Annotated in this window: 16 protein-coding genes; 11 read left to right on the forward strand and 5 right to left on the reverse strand. The window is 69.6% G+C overall.

Annotated elements, in window-relative coordinates:
- Positions 1-31 precede the first annotated feature (31 nt).
- From tatA to B7K24_RS07145, 6 genes are all read left to right on the forward strand, one after another.
- Complete coding sequence (gene tatA, locus B7K24_RS07120; RefSeq protein ID WP_084129557.1) at positions 32-346, forward strand: twin-arginine translocase TatA/TatE family subunit; 315 nt, start codon at positions 32-34, stop codon at positions 344-346.
- The gene (tatC, locus tag B7K24_RS07125) at positions 336-1,109 is read left to right on the forward strand and encodes a twin-arginine translocase subunit TatC (RefSeq protein WP_084129559.1); all 774 of its coding nucleotides are present in this window, start codon (positions 336-338) and stop codon (positions 1,107-1,109) included. Before tatA ends, tatC begins: the two co-directional genes overlap by 11 nt.
- Complete coding sequence (locus tag B7K24_RS07130) at positions 1,106-2,035, forward strand: diacylglycerol kinase family protein (RefSeq protein WP_159449175.1); 930 nt, start codon at positions 1,106-1,108, stop codon at positions 2,033-2,035. Before tatC ends, B7K24_RS07130 begins: the two co-directional genes overlap by 4 nt.
- A 9-nt stretch (positions 2,036-2,044) precedes the next feature.
- On the forward strand, positions 2,045-4,786 hold the full coding sequence (locus tag B7K24_RS07135) for an RNA helicase (RefSeq protein ID WP_084129562.1): 2,742 nt from the start codon (positions 2,045-2,047) through the stop codon (positions 4,784-4,786).
- Positions 4,787-4,867: 81 nt separating this feature from the next.
- Positions 4,868-6,403 (forward strand): apolipoprotein N-acyltransferase, encoded by a 1,536-nt coding sequence (gene lnt, locus B7K24_RS07140; protein WP_084129564.1) that lies wholly within the window; start codon positions 4,868-4,870, stop codon positions 6,401-6,403.
- Positions 6,400-7,137, forward strand: coding sequence for a polyprenol monophosphomannose synthase (locus tag B7K24_RS07145; RefSeq protein WP_373994161.1), 738 nt, complete (start codon positions 6,400-6,402; stop codon positions 7,135-7,137). The genes lnt and B7K24_RS07145 overlap by 4 nt, the downstream gene beginning before the upstream one ends.
- Before the next feature lie 3 nt (positions 7,138-7,140).
- Here B7K24_RS07145 and B7K24_RS07150 read toward each other — a convergent pair whose 3' ends face one another.
- The 3 genes from B7K24_RS07150 to B7K24_RS07160 form a co-directional block, all read right to left on the reverse strand.
- On the reverse strand, positions 7,141-7,479 hold the full coding sequence (locus B7K24_RS07150; protein ID WP_084129566.1) for an RNA polymerase-binding protein RbpA: 339 nt from the start codon (positions 7,477-7,479) through the stop codon (positions 7,141-7,143).
- Between the two features lie 133 nt (positions 7,480-7,612).
- Positions 7,613-8,704 carry an ACR3 family arsenite efflux transporter gene (gene arsB / locus B7K24_RS07155; protein ID WP_084129567.1) on the reverse strand — a complete coding sequence of 364 codons (1,092 nt, stop codon included), beginning with the start codon at positions 8,702-8,704 and terminating at the stop codon, positions 7,613-7,615.
- A complete protein-coding gene (locus B7K24_RS07160) occupies positions 8,701-9,105 on the reverse strand; it encodes an arsenate reductase ArsC (RefSeq protein WP_084129569.1) in 405 nt (134 codons plus the stop codon). The genes arsB and B7K24_RS07160 overlap by 4 nt, the downstream gene beginning before the upstream one ends.
- Positions 9,106-9,177: 72 nt before the next feature.
- On the opposite strand from B7K24_RS07160, the gene B7K24_RS07165 reads away from it, so the two are divergent.
- Complete coding sequence (locus tag B7K24_RS07165) at positions 9,178-9,522, forward strand: helix-turn-helix transcriptional regulator (RefSeq protein ID WP_084129570.1); 345 nt, start codon at positions 9,178-9,180, stop codon at positions 9,520-9,522.
- A 1-nt stretch (position 9,523) separates the two neighbouring features.
- Here B7K24_RS07165 and B7K24_RS07170 read toward each other — a convergent pair whose 3' ends face one another.
- On the reverse strand, positions 9,524-10,303 hold the full coding sequence (locus B7K24_RS07170) for an alpha/beta fold hydrolase (protein ID WP_084129572.1): 780 nt from the start codon (positions 10,301-10,303) through the stop codon (positions 9,524-9,526).
- 36 nt (positions 10,304-10,339) lie between these two features.
- Between B7K24_RS07170 and B7K24_RS07175 the strand changes: the two genes are divergently transcribed.
- From B7K24_RS07175 to B7K24_RS07190, 4 genes are all read left to right on the forward strand, one after another.
- Positions 10,340-10,804, forward strand: a complete 465-nt coding sequence (locus tag B7K24_RS07175; RefSeq protein ID WP_084129573.1) for a helix-turn-helix transcriptional regulator — start codon at positions 10,340-10,342, stop codon at positions 10,802-10,804.
- A gap of 4 nt (positions 10,805-10,808) precedes the next feature.
- The gene (locus B7K24_RS07180; protein ID WP_084129575.1) at positions 10,809-11,219 is read left to right on the forward strand and encodes a VOC family protein; all 411 of its coding nucleotides are present in this window, start codon (positions 10,809-10,811) and stop codon (positions 11,217-11,219) included.
- A 71-nt stretch (positions 11,220-11,290) separates the two neighbouring features.
- A complete protein-coding gene (locus B7K24_RS07185) occupies positions 11,291-13,642 on the forward strand; it encodes an excinuclease ABC subunit UvrA (protein ID WP_084129577.1) in 2,352 nt (783 codons plus the stop codon).
- Entirely contained in the window at positions 13,639-13,911 is a 273-nt protein-coding gene (locus tag B7K24_RS07190; RefSeq protein WP_084129579.1) for a DUF1905 domain-containing protein, read from the forward strand. The genes B7K24_RS07185 and B7K24_RS07190 overlap by 4 nt, the downstream gene beginning before the upstream one ends.
- On the opposite strand, the gene B7K24_RS07195 is transcribed toward B7K24_RS07190, so the two are convergent.
- A complete protein-coding gene (locus B7K24_RS07195; RefSeq protein WP_084129581.1) occupies positions 13,886-14,794 on the reverse strand; it encodes an EamA family transporter in 909 nt (302 codons plus the stop codon). The two genes, B7K24_RS07190 and B7K24_RS07195, sit on opposite strands and share 26 nt — an antisense overlap.
- Positions 14,795-14,830 lie beyond the last annotated feature (36 nt).

Consider the following 14,830-nt stretch of genomic DNA (forward strand, 5'->3'; position numbering starts at 1 on the left):
GACGCCAGTTCCCGACGCAAGGAGTCAAACCATGGGTGCACGCGAATGGATCATCATCGCGGTAATCGTGTTGTTGCTGTTTGGTGCGCCCAAGCTGCCCGAACTCGCGCGCAGCATCGGCAAGTCGCTGAACATCCTCAAGGACGAGACGGCGAACCTGCGCTCGGACAAGAACGCCACGGGCAAGCAGGACGCGCCCGCCGCTGACGGCACCGGCACCGCCCAGGGCGCCCCCGCCCCGCGCGACACCACCACGCCGGCCGCCGCGCCCGAGGCGCCGCAGCAGAGCCAGATTCCCGACTCGACGGTGGACCTCCCCTCGGACGATCAGGGGCGTGGCAACTAGTCGCTCGCGGCGGGCCAATCCCGAGGCTCGCCAACCGCTGAGCGCGCACCTGAGGGAGTTCCGCAAGCGCCTGTTCCTTGCCGCGATCGGCATCGCGCTGGGCTCGGTCGCCGGCTGGTTCCTCTACGAGCCGGTCTTCGAGGCGATCCAGGGCCCGATCCTCGAGGCAGCCGAGGACGTCGACGGCATCGTCACCGTCAACTTCGCGGGCCTCGTCACGGCCCTCGACATGCAGCTCAAGGTCGCGATCTTCGTCGGCGTGGTCGTCTCCGCGCCCTGGTGGCTCTACCAGCTGTGGGCGTTCGTGGCGCCCGGGCTGAAGAAGCGCGAAAAGTGGTACACCGTCGGCTTCCTCGCGACCTCCATCCCGCTGTTCGCCGCGGGCCTCGCGCTCGCCGCGTGGGTCTACCCCCGCGCCGTGGTGATCCTCACGGGCTTCACGCCCGAGGGCGGCTCCAACGTCCTCGACGCGCAGATGCTCATGACGTTCACCCTGCGCCTGTTCATCGCCTTCGGCCTCGCGTTCGTCTTCCCGGTCGTGATGGTGTTCCTTACGTGGGCCGGGATCGTCCGCACCCGCACGTGGCTCAAGGGCTGGCGCTGGGCCGTCCTCATCATCTTCATCCTCGCCGCCGTCCTCACGCCCACGCCCGACGTCTTCACCATGATGACCATGGCGCTGCCCATGTGCGCGCTGTACTTTGCGGGCATCGGGGTGGGCTGGCTGCGCGAGCGCAAGCGCCCCACCCTCGAGGCCCTGTGAGCAGGCTCGGGGTCGTCACCAACCCCACCGCGGCCTCGGGACGGGGCGCCCGTTGGGGCGCTGAGGCGCTCGACCGCCTCGCCTTCCACGGCCACGACGTGGTGGACCTCACCCGTGAGTCCTGGCGCGCGGCACGAGACGCGGCCGAGGACGCCGCCGGCTCCCTCGACGCCCTCGTCGTCGTCGGCGGGGACGGCATGGCTCACCTGGGTGCCCAGGTGTGCGCCGAGCGCGACCTCCCTCTCGGCGTCATCGCCGCCGGCTCGGGAAACGACCTCGCGACCGCCTTGGAACTGCCGGTCCACCACATCGTTCAGGGGGCCGATGCCGTGGCGGCCGCCCTTGCGGCCGGCACCGTCCGTACGATCGACCTGGGCAAAGTCACGGCGCCGGGCCTGGCCGGCCGCCCTCGGTATTTCGCCGGCGTGCTGTCGGCGGGCATCGACGCCGCGATTGCGGCGCGCGGCATGCGGATGACGTTCCCGCGCGGACCGCTCAAGTACAAGGTCGCCATCGGGCTCGAGCTGCCGCGCTTCCGGCCCTACGGCGCGCGCGTGTCGCTGGACGGGGCGCACGCCGAGGAAGAGCAGTACACGCTGGTGGCGATCGCCAACGGCACGACCCTGGGCGGCGGCATCCCGCTCGCGCCGGGAGCGTCGCTCGAGGACGGCGTGCTCGACGTCGTGACCGCCGAGGCGCTCACCCTGCCTCAGATCGCCGCGATCCTGCCCAAGCTCCAGCGCGGCGAGCACGTCGATCATCCGGCCGTCACGGTCCGCACCGCACGCGAGGTGACCCTCGCCCCTGGTGAGGCGGGCGGGAGGCTGCCCACGGCATCGGCCGATGGCGAACTCGTGACGGATGCCCCGCTGAAGGTCTCCGTGGTGCCGGGCGCGCTGCACGTGGTGGTGCCGCCGCACGATTAGCCTGGCCACATGACCTCTCCCGCCGAACGCTATGCGGCCGCCCGGGCGCGGGCCAAGCGCAGCGACCTGACCGACTTCGAGGCCTCGCTGTCCTTCCCCCTGGACCCATTCCAGCGCGAGGCGTGCGAGGCGGTGGCCGATGGCCACTCGGTGCTGGTCGCGGCGCCCACGGGGGCGGGCAAGACGCTGGTCGGCGAGTTTGCGGTCCGCCACGCGTTCGACCGTGGCGAGAAGGCGTTCTACACGACGCCCATCAAGGCGCTCAGCAACCAGAAGTTCGGTGACCTGCGCCGGGTCTACGGCGCCGAGAACGTCGGGCTGCTGACGGGCGACACATCCATCAATCCGCACGCGCCGGTGGTCGTCATGACCACCGAGGTGCTGCGCAACATGATCTACGCGGGCTCGCGCGACCTCGACAACCTGGGCGCCGTCATCCTCGACGAGGTCCACTACCTCGCCGACCGCTTCCGCGGCTCGGTGTGGGAAGAGGTCATCATCCACCTGGGCCAGCGCACCGCGCTGATCTGCCTGTCCGCCACGGTGTCCAACGCCGAGGAGTTTGGCGCCTGGCTCACCGAGGTACGGGGCGACACCCGCGTCATCGTCTCCGAGCACCGGCCCGTCCCGCTGTGGCCGCACGTGCTGGTGCGCGAGGGCCTGTTCGACCTGTATTCGCCCGGCGTGGACCCGCAGGATCCGGGCCCCCACCCGCGCCTCAACCCCGAGCTCGAGGCGATCACGCGCCGCTCACGCTCGGGCGAGGGATACGGGGGCCGCGGTGGTCGTCCTACCCGCGGCGGGCGCCGGCCCGCGGGGCGCCGCGCGCCGCCGCGCTTTGCCGTCATCGACCAACTGGATCAGCAGGGGCTGCTGCCCGCGATCGTGTTCGTGTTCTCACGCGCCGGGTGCGAGGACGCCGTGGACCAGGTGCGCGCCTCGGGCCTGCAACTGACGACGCCCGAGGAGGCCGCAGAGATCGGTCGCATCGTGGACGAGCGCTGCTCGGGCATCCCCACCGCGGACCTCGGAGCGCTCGGATATCTCCGATGGCGCGACAGCCTCGAGGCCGGACTCGCCGCCCACCACGCGGGCCTCATCCCGCTGTTCAAGGAGGTCGTCGAGGAGCTCTTCGCGGCGGGCCTGCTCAAGGTGGTCTACGCCACTGAGACCCTGGCGCTCGGCATCAACATGCCCGCGCGATCCGTCGTTCTCGAGAAGCTCGTCAAGTGGGACGGCCAGGGTCACAAGGACCTGACGGCGGGGGAGTACACGCAGCTCACCGGCCGCGCGGGTAGGCGTGGCATAGACATCGAGGGGCACGCCGTCGTGGTCGAGCACCCGGGCTTCGACGCGCCTCAGCTGGGCCGCCTCGCGTCTCGTCGCACGTACCCGCTGATCTCGAGCTTCACGCCGTCGTACAACATGGCCATCAACCTCGTGTCCCAGTCGGGAGTCGACCAGGCGCGCGAGCTGCTCGAGCTGTCCTTTGCCCAATTCCAGGCCGACCAGAACGTGGTGGGCAAGGCACGCCGCGCGCGCGAACTGGAGACGACGCTCGAGTCTTACCGTGCATCGGCCACGTGCGACAAGGGCGACTTCATGGAGTACGCGGCGCTGCGTGAGCGCATCTCTCGCGCCCAAAAGGACACCTCCAAGTCCGTCAAGCGGGCCCGGCGCGAGGCAGGCGTGGACACCCTGTCGGGGCTGAGGCGCGGCGATGTGGTGCGCATCGAGTCCGGCAAACGCCAAGGCTTCGCGGTCGTCGCGCAGCCCGACCCTCACGAATCCGCCCCGCGGCCCACGGTGGTGAGCGACGAGGCCAGGTTCTTCCGCCTCTCCATCGCCGACCTGCAGGCGGGCATCGAGCACGTGGGCGGGGTGCGCGTCAAGAAGGGTGTAGACGTGCGCAACGCGCGGGTGCGCCGTGAACTCGCGCAGCAGATCGAGGCCGCCCGCCACACCTTCGACGCCCCCAGTCGGCGCAAGGAGCGGCCTGAGCAGGATCATCACCAGCGCCGCGTGGATGCGCTGCGCCGCGAGATGGCCGCCCACCCGTGCCACCAGTGCCCCGACCGCGAGCAGCATGCCCGCTGGGCCGAGCGGTATCACCGCACCCTGCGCGACCGCGACCGCCTGACCCGGGAGATCGCTCACGCGACGGGCTCGATCGCCACGATCTTCGACCGCCGCTGCGCCGTGCTGCGCGAACTGGGCTACCTCGCGGGCTCCGGACCGGACACGGCCGTCACCCACGAGGGCACCATGATGAAGCGCCTGTACTCCGAGAACGACCTGGTCATCGCGGAGTGCCTGCGTACAGGCGTCTGGAGCGAGCTTCACCCGCCGGCGTTGGCCGCGGCCGTCTCGACGCTGCTCTATGGGGGCCGGCGCGAGGACGACACCCGCACGCCCCACATCCCCGGCGGGCCCGGTGGCGTGCTGGGCCGGGCGCTCAAGGACACCGTCCGCGTCTGGTCACGGGTCGACGATCTGCAGCACGCGCACAAGCTTCCCGACGCCCCCGCGCCCCAGTGGGGCATCGTCTCCGCGATCCACGCATGGGCTCAGGGCAAGAACCTCGACCAGGCGCTCAAGGACGTGGAGATTGCGCCGGGCGACATGGTGCGCTGGTGCAAGCAGGTCATCGACGTCCTCGACCAGGTCGCGCAGGTCGCGCCCACCGAGCAGATGCAGGACCGCGCCCGCACCGCCATCGAGTCGATGCGCAGGGGAGTGGTGGCCTACTAGAAGTGGGGCCAGCCCGGCCACCTTGCATGCCGTCCGGTGAGGCTGTCCCGTGCACGCCTGAGCCGAAAGTAGGCTGAGCGCGTGCCCCGCTTCCTGACGACCATGGTGCTCGCCGTCGGCGGCGGACTGGTGATGAATGCCGGCTTCCCGGATCTGGGCTGGTGGCCGCTCATCTACGTCTCGCTCGCCATGTTGTGGCTCGCCCTCGCGCAGGCCACTGTGTGGCGGGGCTTCCTCATCACGTGGGTCTTCGCGATCAGCTTCCTGTTGCCGCACCTGACGTGGGCCGATGCCTCCGTAGGCTTGGTCCCCTGGGTTGCCCTCTCGATCGCCGAGGGTGCGTTCATCGCCCTGTTCGGCGCAGGTTGGGCCGCCGTGAGGCGCTCGCCCCTGATGCATGGCCGTGCCACGTGGTGGTCGCCCCTCGCCTTTGGCCTGGTCTGGGTGGGCATGGAGCAGCTGCGCTCGATGATCCCGTTCGGCGGCTTCCCCTGGGGACGTATCGCGTTCTCCCAGGTCGACGCCCCCATCGCACGCATCGCATGGCTGGGTGGCCTTCCCCTGACCACCCTCGCGGTGGCCACCGTCGGCGCGCTGCTGGGCCTCGCCATCGAGGCGATGCTCACCCGCCGCCTGGTCCTCGCCGGCGTCGCGCCCATCGCGGGCGCCGCACTGTTCATCTCGGGCCTGTTCCTCCCGCTCGATACCCAGGCCACGGACGGCACGCTGCGGGTGGGCGCGGTCCAGGGCAACGTCCCCAACGCGGGCCTCGACGCGTTCTCGCAGGCGCGCCAGGTCACCACGAACCACCACGACGGCACCATGGCGCTCGTGGAGTCGGAACCGGGTCCCATCGACCTGCTGTTGTGGCCCGAGAACTCCTCGGACTACGACCCGCGTGCGGACGAGGAGTCCCGTGAGCTCGTGACGTCCTCGGCCCAGGCGGCCCAGGCGCCGCTGCTACTGGGCACGAATGACTATTCTCCGGAGGTGGGCCGCTACAACTCGATGCTGCTGTGGTCCACATCGGGCCAGGTGCTCGACACCTACAACAAGCAGCGCCCCGCGCCGTTTGCCGAGTACATCCCCCTGCGCAGCTTCGTCCGCAACTTCTCCGACGCCGTCGACCTGGTGCAGACCGAGGTGCTCGCGGGCGAGGGCAAGGCCACCATTCACGTGCCCGTCGCCGCTCTTGACCGCGTCGTTACGGTCGGCACGCCCATCTGCTTCGAGATCGCCTACGACACGATCGTCACCGACGCGGTGGCCGACGGCGCCGAGGTGTTGCTCGTGCCCACCAACAATGCGAGCTTCGGCCTCACCGCCGAGTCCACGCAGCAGCTCCAGATGACCCGCTTCGCCGCTATCACCACGGGTCGGGCGGCCATCCAGATCTCCACGGTGGGTGTCTCGGGCGTCGTCGCCCCCAACGGGCGCCTCCTCGAGGAGACCGACCTCTTCACTGCCGAACAGATCTACGCGACCATGCCGCTGCGCACCGAGACCACGCCCGCGGTGGGCCTGAGGTACCTGTGGCACTGGGGTTTCCTGCTGGTGCCGGTCATCCTCGTCGCCTCGGCCGCCGGCCGGTCCCTTCGCGAAAGGTACGACTGGTGACCCGCACCCTCGTCATCATCCCCACCTACAACGAGCGCGACTCGCTCCCGGTCCAGGTGAACGCCGTGCGCGCCGCCGCTCCCGACGTCGACATCCTCGTCGCGGACGACAACTCACCCGACGGCACGGGCGACTGGGCCGACGAGCGGGCTGCCTCGGACGACCACGTCCACGCGCTGCACCGGCCGGGCAAGGCCGGGCTCGGGGCCGCATACCTGGCCGGCTTCGCGTGGGGGCTCGAACGCGGCTACGACGTGCTCGTGGAGATGGATGCCGACGGCTCCCACCGCGCCGTGGATCTCCCGCGCGTGCTCTCCGCGCCCGGACAGTGGGACCTCGCGATCGGCTCGCGCTGGGTCGACGGGGGCGCCGTCGAGAACTGGCCAATGCATCGGCGCGCGTTGTCGACCGGCGCCAACACGTATGTGCGGCTGATGCTGGGTCTGGGGGTGCACGATGCCACCGCGGGCTTTCGCGCCTACCGCGCCGCGACGCTGCGCTCCCTCGACCTGGGCGGCGTGGAGTCGCAGGGCTACTGCTTCCAGATCGACATGGCGTGGCGCGTCGTGCGGGCGGGTGGGACGGTCGTCGAGGTGCCGATCACATTCGTCGAGCGCGAGCAGGGTCAATCCAAAATGAGCGGCGCGATCATCCGCGAGGCGCTGGTCAAGACGACTGCTTGGGGCATAAAAGAACGCGCGACGCAGGTGCGTCGCGCGTTCTCGAAGAAGTAGGGCTTAGCTGCCGATTCTTCCGGCCCGCAGCAGCTCGAGGCGCTCGTCGAGGAGTTCCTCCAGCTCGGGGATGGTGCGGCGCTCCAGCAGCATGTCCCAGTGGGTGCGCTGCTGCTTCACCTCGTTGTCGGCGGGGCGGTCGCCGTCACGCAGGAGGGCGAGGGCGCCGCAGTGGCATTCCCACGACAGCGGGACGTCGGCCTCGACGGAGAACGGCAGTGTGACGATGTGCCCGTTGGGGCAGTCGTAGTGGACGTCGCGGCGCTCCGCGAGTTCGGCGTTGCCCGGCGCCTCCATGCTCTGGGTTCCCAGGCGCATTCCGCGCAGTGCTCGATCAGCCATGTCAGCCTCCCTAGGTCGTGTGCAGGCGGGGGTGGTGCCTGCTTCCAGGAGGGAAACGACCCTGCTAGCGGGGATGTTCCCGCCTCACGTTTTTGTTCCTGGGAATGGCCGATGCCGTGGCTGGCTTCCCGCCCTAGGTGCGGCTGGGGGAGAGGGTAGCTGTCGCATCGGCCGGGAACAGGCGCGGGCGCAGCCATAAGCTGACATAGACGAGCGCCACCAGGACCGGCACCTCGATGAGTGGTCCCACGACTCCCGCGAGGGCCTCGCCGCTGGTGGCGCCGAAGGTGCCGATCGCGACGGCGATGGCGAGTTCGAAGTTGTTGCCGGCCGCGGTGAACGCCAGGGTGGTGGTGCGGGCGTAGCCGAGTCCGAGCGCGCGGCCCGTGACTATGCCGACGGACCACATGACCGCGAAGTACGCGAGCAGCGGCAGCGCGATGCGGGCCACGTCCCACGGGTGGGCGACGACCTGTTCGCCCTGCAGCGCGAAGAGCAGCACGATCGTGAACAGCAGCCCGTAGAGGGCGAAGGGGCCGATGCGCGGGAGGAACTCGTCCTCGTACCACTCGCGGCCCTTGGTCCGCTCGCCGATGGCCCGGGAGGCGAAGCCCGCCGCGAGCGGGAGCCCTAAGAAGATCAGCACGTTGAGCGCGATGGTGCCGATCGAGGCGTCGAGGCCTTGCGTATCGAGTCCCAGCCAGCCGGGCAGGACCGTGAGGTAGAACCAGCCGAGCAGCGAGAAGGCGACGACCTGGAAGACGGAGTTGATCGCGACGAGCACGGCCGCCGCCTCGCGGTCGCCGCACGCGAGGTCGTTCCAGATGACGACCATGGCGATGCACCGGGCGAGCCCCACGATGATGAGGCCGGTGCGGTAGGCCGGGAGGTCGGGAAGGAAGATCCACGCGAGGGCGAACATCACCGCGGGGCCCACGAGCCAGTTGAGCACCAGCGACGAGGTCAGGAGCCTCTTGTCGCCGGTGACGGCGGCGACCTTGTCGTAACGCACCTTCGCGAGCACCGGGTACATCATGATGAGCAGGCCCAACGCGATGGGAATCGAGATGCCGCCGATCTCCATCGACTCGAGCAGGTCGCCGATGGCCGGCACGAACTGACCGAGCAGCACGCCGCCGACCATCGCCAGGCCGATCCACAGCGGCAGCCACCGGTCCAGGGTGGACAGCCGGCCGGGGACGACCTCGGGTGCGGCGGCCGTCACTTGACGAGGTCCGCGAGGAGGGCCTCGACGCGGCCCTTGATCTCGTCGCGGATGGGACGCACGGCCTCGATCCCCTGGCCGGCGGGGTCCTCGAGGACCCAGTCCTCGTAGCGCTTGCCCGGGTAGTACGGGCAGGCGTCGCCGCAGCCCATGGTGATGACGGCATCGGATGCCTGGACGGCGTCGGGGGTGAGAACCTTGGGCTGCTCCTCGCGGATGTCGATGCCCTCCTCGAGCATCGCCTCGACCGCGGTGGGGTTGATCTGGTCGGCGGGCATGGAGCCGGCCGAGCGCACCTCGACGGCGCCGCCCGAAAGGTGGCGCATGTATCCGGCGGCCATCTGGGACCGGCCGGCATTGTGGACGCAGACGAAGATGACGGAGGGCTTGGAGTCGCTCATGCGGCCAGGATGGCGCGTATATTGATGGCTGTCAATATTGATAAGTCTCGATGTTCCGGCTAGCCTGCCGGAATGTCCCTGCGCGAGAATCTGCTGGCCGATGCCGACGTCTGCACGCCCGGCACCGTCTTGTCGGTGCCCGAGGGCGACGATGCGACCGACGCGGCGCTGCTCAAGGTGGTCGCCGACCCCACACGGCTACGGATCCTGCGCATCCTCGCCGCCAATGGGGCCGTGTGTGCGTGCGACCTGGAGGAGCCGCTGGGGATCAGCCAGCCCACGGTCTCGCATCACCTGCGACAGCTGCACGAGGCCGGCCTCGTGACACGCGAGAAGCGCGGCACGTGGGCCTTCCATGCGATCGATCGCGACGCGGTGGCGGCCGTGGCGAACTCGCTCGCCGCGCTGACGGCCTGATCTAGGGCGCGGCGGTCAGGAAGCGCGGCAGAGACGCGAGGGCGCTGACGTGGCCCTCACCCTCGAGTTCCACGAGACGCGCGTCGGCGAGGGCCCCGGCGAGCCACCGCCCGTGAGTGACCGGCACAATCCTGTCTGCGGTGCCGTGCAGGAGCGTGACCGGGCAGCGGATGTCCGCGAGCGCCACGCCCCAGCTGTGCACATACGCGAGGTCGTCGTCGACGGGCCCGTCGGGGAAGCCTCCGGCCTCGCCGAGCCAGCCCAGGCCGTCCCGCAGAGCTTCCCAGTCACGCTCGGTGAACTCGGGGTCATAGTCCTCGTCGGGGAGAGCCCGGCGCTGTTCCTCGCCGCTCTCCGCCGCGCCCAGCGCGGCCACACCGGACGGGATCATGCCCGCGAACCAGTCGAGCCCCTCGGCGTGCCGGGGAGCGAGCGAGGCGACGGTGATGGCCCAGGCGACCCGGGCATCGGCCGCCGCTGAGGCGAGCGCGTGCGGACCGCCACCCGAATACCCGACGACCGCATAGCGCTCAAGCCCCCACTCGTCGGCGACCGCCGCCACATCCCGTGCGACGTCCGCGGCGGAGCGGCCCGGCAACCGAGTGGAGTCGCCGTAGCCCGGGCGGTCGACGCCCGCCCACGCCCAGCCGTCCGGGAGCGCGAACGGCGGCGGCGCTCCCGTCCCCGGCGTGCCGTGATGCCAGAACACGGTGAGCTCGCTTCCCGGGGAGCCGTACATCGCGAGGCCGCGCCCGTCGGGGAGCGTGAGTGTCTGCGTCATGTCCCGAGGCTACGTCGCGCGCCGCACATCGGCATCATGAAGTGGCACCATGAAGCCGTGACGACTCCCGCCGAGCAGCGCCTGCGCGACCTCGCGCTGCTGCGCCGTGCCCGCGACCGGATGGACCGCGACCACGCTCAGCCTCTGGACGTGGAACAGGTGGCCGCGGGCGTCGGGATGTCCGCCGGGCACTTCTCCCGCTCCTTTCGTGCCGCGTATGGGGAGACGCCGTACGCATACCTCATGACGCGACGCATCGAGCGCGCCATGTCGCTGCTGCGCCGCGGAGACCTCAGCGTCACCGACGTGGCCCTCGCCGTCGGCTGCCAGTCGCTCGGCACGTTCACCACCCGCTTCACGGAGTTGGTGGGCTTGTCGCCCGGCGCCTACCGCCGTCAGATGGCCGATGCCGTGGCGGGCCTTCCCACGCTCGTCACCCGGGAAGCCGCCAGACCGGTCAGGAATCGAGAAGCCGCGGCGCACCTCACCGTCCTACGGTGAAGCCATGGACATCACCATTCACTCGTCGTTCCTGCCGCTCACCGACCCCGAGGCATCGCTCGCGTTCTACCGCGACGTGCTCGGTTTCGAGGTGCGCCTCGATGTGGGCCAGGGCGCTATGCGCTGGATCACCGTCGGCCCCGCTGGCCAGGCCGACACGAACATCGTGTTGTACCCGCCGCAGGCCAACCCCGGCGTGACGGACGAGGAGAAGCAGACCATCGCGGAGATGATGGCGAAGGGCACCTTCGCATCACTTCTCCTGGCGACGCCCAATGTCGACGCGGCCTTCGAGCAGATCGAACGCCACGACGTCGAGGTCGTCCAGGAACCCACGGACCAGCCCTACGGCGTGCGCGACTGTGCGCTTCGCGACCCGGCCGGCAACCTGATCCGCCTCCAGCAGCGTGGCTAAGGCACCTGGCAGACTGGGCGCACAGGCAGACCGACCCTGCCGCCGCATCGGCCATCTCGAAGGAGTCTCCCGTGACCGAGGCTGACAGCCACGACCTCATTCGCGTGCGCGGAGCGCGCGAGAACAACCTGCGCGAGATCTCCGTCGACCTACCCAAGCGGCGCCTCACGGTCTTCACGGGCGTCTCGGGCTCGGGCAAGAGCTCGCTGGTCTTCGGCACCATCGCCGCCGAGTCGCGCCGCCTGATCGACGAGACCTATCCGGCGTTCGTGCAGGGCTTCATGCCCTCGCTGAACCGGCCCGACGTCGACTCTCTTGAGGGTCTGACCACCGCGATCATGGTCGATCAGGAGCGCATGGGCGCCAACGCCCGCTCCACGGTGGGGACCGCCACGGATGCGAATGCGCTGCTCAGGATGCTGTTCTCGCGCGTCGCCGAACCGCACATCGGCTCGCCGCAGGCGTACTCGTTCAACGTCGCGTCCATCTCGGGGCAGGGTGCGGTGCAGATGGAGAACAGTCGCGGCACCACCACCAAGGAGGTGCGGTCCTTCTCGATCCAGGGCGGCCAGTGCCCCCGGTGTGAGGGCATGGGGTCTGTCTCAGACATCGACCTGGCCCAAGTGTTCGACGAGAACAAGTCGCTGAAGGACGGCGCCATCACCGTGCCCGGCTATACCGCGGACGGCTGGTACGTGCGCATCTACTCGGAGTCGGGCTTCCTCGACGGCGACAAGCCCATCAAGGACTTCACCAAGCGCGAGCGCGAGGATTTCCTGTACAAGGAGCCCACCAAGGTCAAGTTCTCCAATATGAACATGACCTACGAGGGGCTCATCCCGCGCATCCAGAAATCGATGCTGAGCAAGGACAAGGACGCGATGCAGCCGCACATCCGCGCCTTCGTCGAACGCGCCGTGACCTTCCAGACCTGCCCGGAGTGCGACGGCACGCGCCTGAACGAAACCGCGCGTTCGTCCCTCATCGCAGGCGCGTCGATTGCCGACCTGTGCCGCATGCAGATCACGGACCTGGCGACGTGGTTCGACGACGTCGAGCTACCCGCCGCCGGCCCACTGGTGGACGGCATCCGCGCGGTGCTGCGCGCCTTTGTGGAGATCGGGCTCGGGTACCTCTCACTCGAGCGGCCCACCGGCACCCTGTCGGGCGGCGAGTCGCAGCGCACCAAGATGATCCGCCACCTCGGCTCCGCGCTGACCGACGTCACGTACGTGTTCGACGAGCCGACCATCGGGCTCCACCCACATGACATCGGCCGTATGAACGACCTGCTGTTGCAGCTGCGCGACAAGGGCAACACGGTGCTGGTGGTCGAGCACAAGCCCGAGGCGATTCGCATTGGCGACCATGTGGTCGATATGGGGCCGGGCGCGGGCAGCGACGGGGGAGAGGTGGTCTTCGAGGGCACGCCCGCCGAGCTCGCCGAGGCCGACACCCTCACCGGGCGTCACCTGCACGACCGCGCGTCGCTCAAGTCCTCGGTCCGCACGCCCACGGGCGTGCTCGAGGTGCGGGGGGCCGATGCGCATAACCTGCGGGCGGTCGACGTCGACATCCCGACGGGAGTGTTGGTCGTGGTCACGGGCGTGGCGGGCTCGGGCAAGTCGTCACTCATTCACGGCTCGATCACGCCGCGCGACGAGGTAATCGCGGTGGACCAGAGCCCGATTCGCGGCTCGAGACGTTCGTCTCCGGCCACCTACACGGCCCTGTTGGAGCCCATCCGCAAGGCGTTCGCGAAGGCCAATGGCGTGAAGCCCGCGCTCTTCAGTTCGAACTCCGAGGGAGCCTGCCCCGTGTGCAAGGGCGCGGGCGTGGTCGTGACCGACCTCGGCCCGTTCGACTCGGTCGAGACGGTGTGCGAGGAATGCGAGGGCAGGCGCTTCCAGGCGTCCGTCCTCGAGCACACGCTGGGCAGCAAGAACATCGCCGAGGTGCTTGAGATGTCCGTCGCCGCCGCCGAGGAGTTCTTCGCCGCGGGTGACGGGAAGGTCCCCGCCGCACACAAGATCTTGGACCGCATGCGCGACGTGGGGCTGGGCTACCTCAAGCTCGGTCAGCCGCTGACGACCCTGTCCGGCGGCGAGCGCCAGCGCCTGAAGTTGGCCGCACGCATGACCGAGAAGGGCGACGTGTACGTCCTCGACGAGCCCACCACGGGCCTGCATTTGGCCGACGTCGAGAACCTCCTGGGGCTCTTGGACCGGCTCGTGGACTCGGGCAAGTCCGTCATCGTCATCGAACATCACCAGGCCGTGATGGCGCACGCCGACTGGATCATCGACATGGGGCCGGGCGCCGGCCACGACGGTGGCTCGGTGGTGTTCGAAGGTACGCCCGCCGACCTCGTGGCCGATGCCTCGACGCTCACCGGGCAGCACCTCAAGGAGTACGTCTCATGAGCGCGCAGCAGGTGGCGTTCGAGGCCGTCATCGGTGTCGAGGTCAAGGGCGAGACGTGGGCGTGCGTCGAGATCCCGGACTCGGCGGAACTCTTCGGCACCGGGAAATCCGTGAGGGTCGATGCGATGGTCGACCAGGTCGAACTGTCCAATGTGGGGGCGATGGTCACGGGCCGCGGCGGGCACATGATCTCGCTGAATGCCAAGGTGAGAAACGCGCTGGGCAAGGACATCGGCGACGTCGTTACCGTGAGCGTGACGCGCCGCTGAGTGCAGGCAGTGGCGTGGCCGACGGCGGGGTCGCGGGCCGGCGGCCCGCAAGTGCGCCGGCGCCGACCGCGCCCAGGACCACGGCGCCTCCCACGAGCTGGACGAGAGTGAGCGACTGACCCAAGAGCCACCAGCCCAGCGCCGCGGCCGTTAGCGGAGTGAGGAAACTCAACAGGCTGACGCGAGCGGCGGGGAGGCGGAGGACCCCGCCGAACCACAGCACATATGCGAGCGCCGTGCCTGGCAGCGTCAGCCACAGGTACCCGGCGATGTTCTGCGCCGTGAGCGCCGGTGGCAGGCCCTCCACCAGCAGCATCGGGATCAGCAGCACGAGACCTCCGGCGACCAGCTGCCATCCGGTGAACGTGATGAGCGGCACGGGCCGTCCCCATCTCTTGGTCAGCATCACCCCCGCGGAGGTGGACGCGGCCGCGGCGAGTCCTGCGGCGATGCCCCACGCGTCCAGGTGCGCCGAGGGTGTGATCACGAGCATGGCGACACCCACCAGCCCTGCGACCGCGGCAAGGCGTGCGACGCGCGAGACGCGTTCCGACAGCACGGCGCCGGCGAGCACCGCGGTGATGAGCGGGTTGATGGCCGCGAGCGTGGCCGCGATGCCTCCGGGAAGGCGATACGCGGAGACGAACATCAGGGCGAAGAACGCACCAATGTTGAGGGTGCCAAGCACGGCGGCCTTCCACCACCAGTCGCCGCGGGGGAGGACTCGAGTCGCGGCGAGGATCGCAAGCCCTGCGGGCAGGGCGCGGATGGTCGCGGTGAGGAGGGGGCGGTGATCGGGAAGGAACTCGGTCGTGACGAGATAGGTGGTGCCCCAGGTGAGGGGTGCCAGTGCGGTCACCGCGACCGTGCGGGTCGTGTTCATTTTGGCCTTCTTCGGGAGATATTTTGATATCAAACT

Origin of the sequence: Demequina sp. NBRC 110055, from assembly GCF_002090135.1 — a bacterium.
Lineage (GTDB): Bacteria > Actinomycetota > Actinomycetes > Actinomycetales > Demequinaceae > Demequina.

Bases quoted from the DNA above. Each gene is read 5' to 3' on its own strand.
- tatA (WP_084129557.1), top strand. From the start codon at position 32: ATGGGTGCACGCGAATGGATCATCATCGCGGTAATCGTGTTGTTGCTG.
- B7K24_RS07135 (WP_084129562.1), top strand. From the start codon at position 2,045: ATGACCTCTCCCGCCGAACGCTATGCGGCCGCCCGGGCGCGGGCCAAG.
- B7K24_RS07150 (WP_084129566.1), bottom strand. From the start codon at position 7,479: ATGGCTGATCGAGCACTGCGCGGAATGCGCCTGGGAACCCAGAGCATG.
- B7K24_RS07160 (WP_084129569.1), bottom strand. From the start codon at position 9,105: ATGAGCGACTCCAAGCCCTCCGTCATCTTCGTCTGCGTCCACAATGCC.
- B7K24_RS07165 (WP_084129570.1), top strand. From the start codon at position 9,178: ATGTCCCTGCGCGAGAATCTGCTGGCCGATGCCGACGTCTGCACGCCC.
- B7K24_RS07170 (WP_084129572.1), bottom strand. From the start codon at position 10,303: ATGACGCAGACACTCACGCTCCCCGACGGGCGCGGCCTCGCGATGTAC.
- B7K24_RS07175 (WP_084129573.1), top strand. From the start codon at position 10,340: ATGAAGTGGCACCATGAAGCCGTGACGACTCCCGCCGAGCAGCGCCTG.
- B7K24_RS07180 (WP_084129575.1), top strand. From the start codon at position 10,809: ATGGACATCACCATTCACTCGTCGTTCCTGCCGCTCACCGACCCCGAG.
- B7K24_RS07190 (WP_084129579.1), top strand. From the start codon at position 13,639: ATGAGCGCGCAGCAGGTGGCGTTCGAGGCCGTCATCGGTGTCGAGGTC.
- B7K24_RS07195 (WP_084129581.1), bottom strand. From the start codon at position 14,794: ATGAACACGACCCGCACGGTCGCGGTGACCGCACTGGCACCCCTCACC.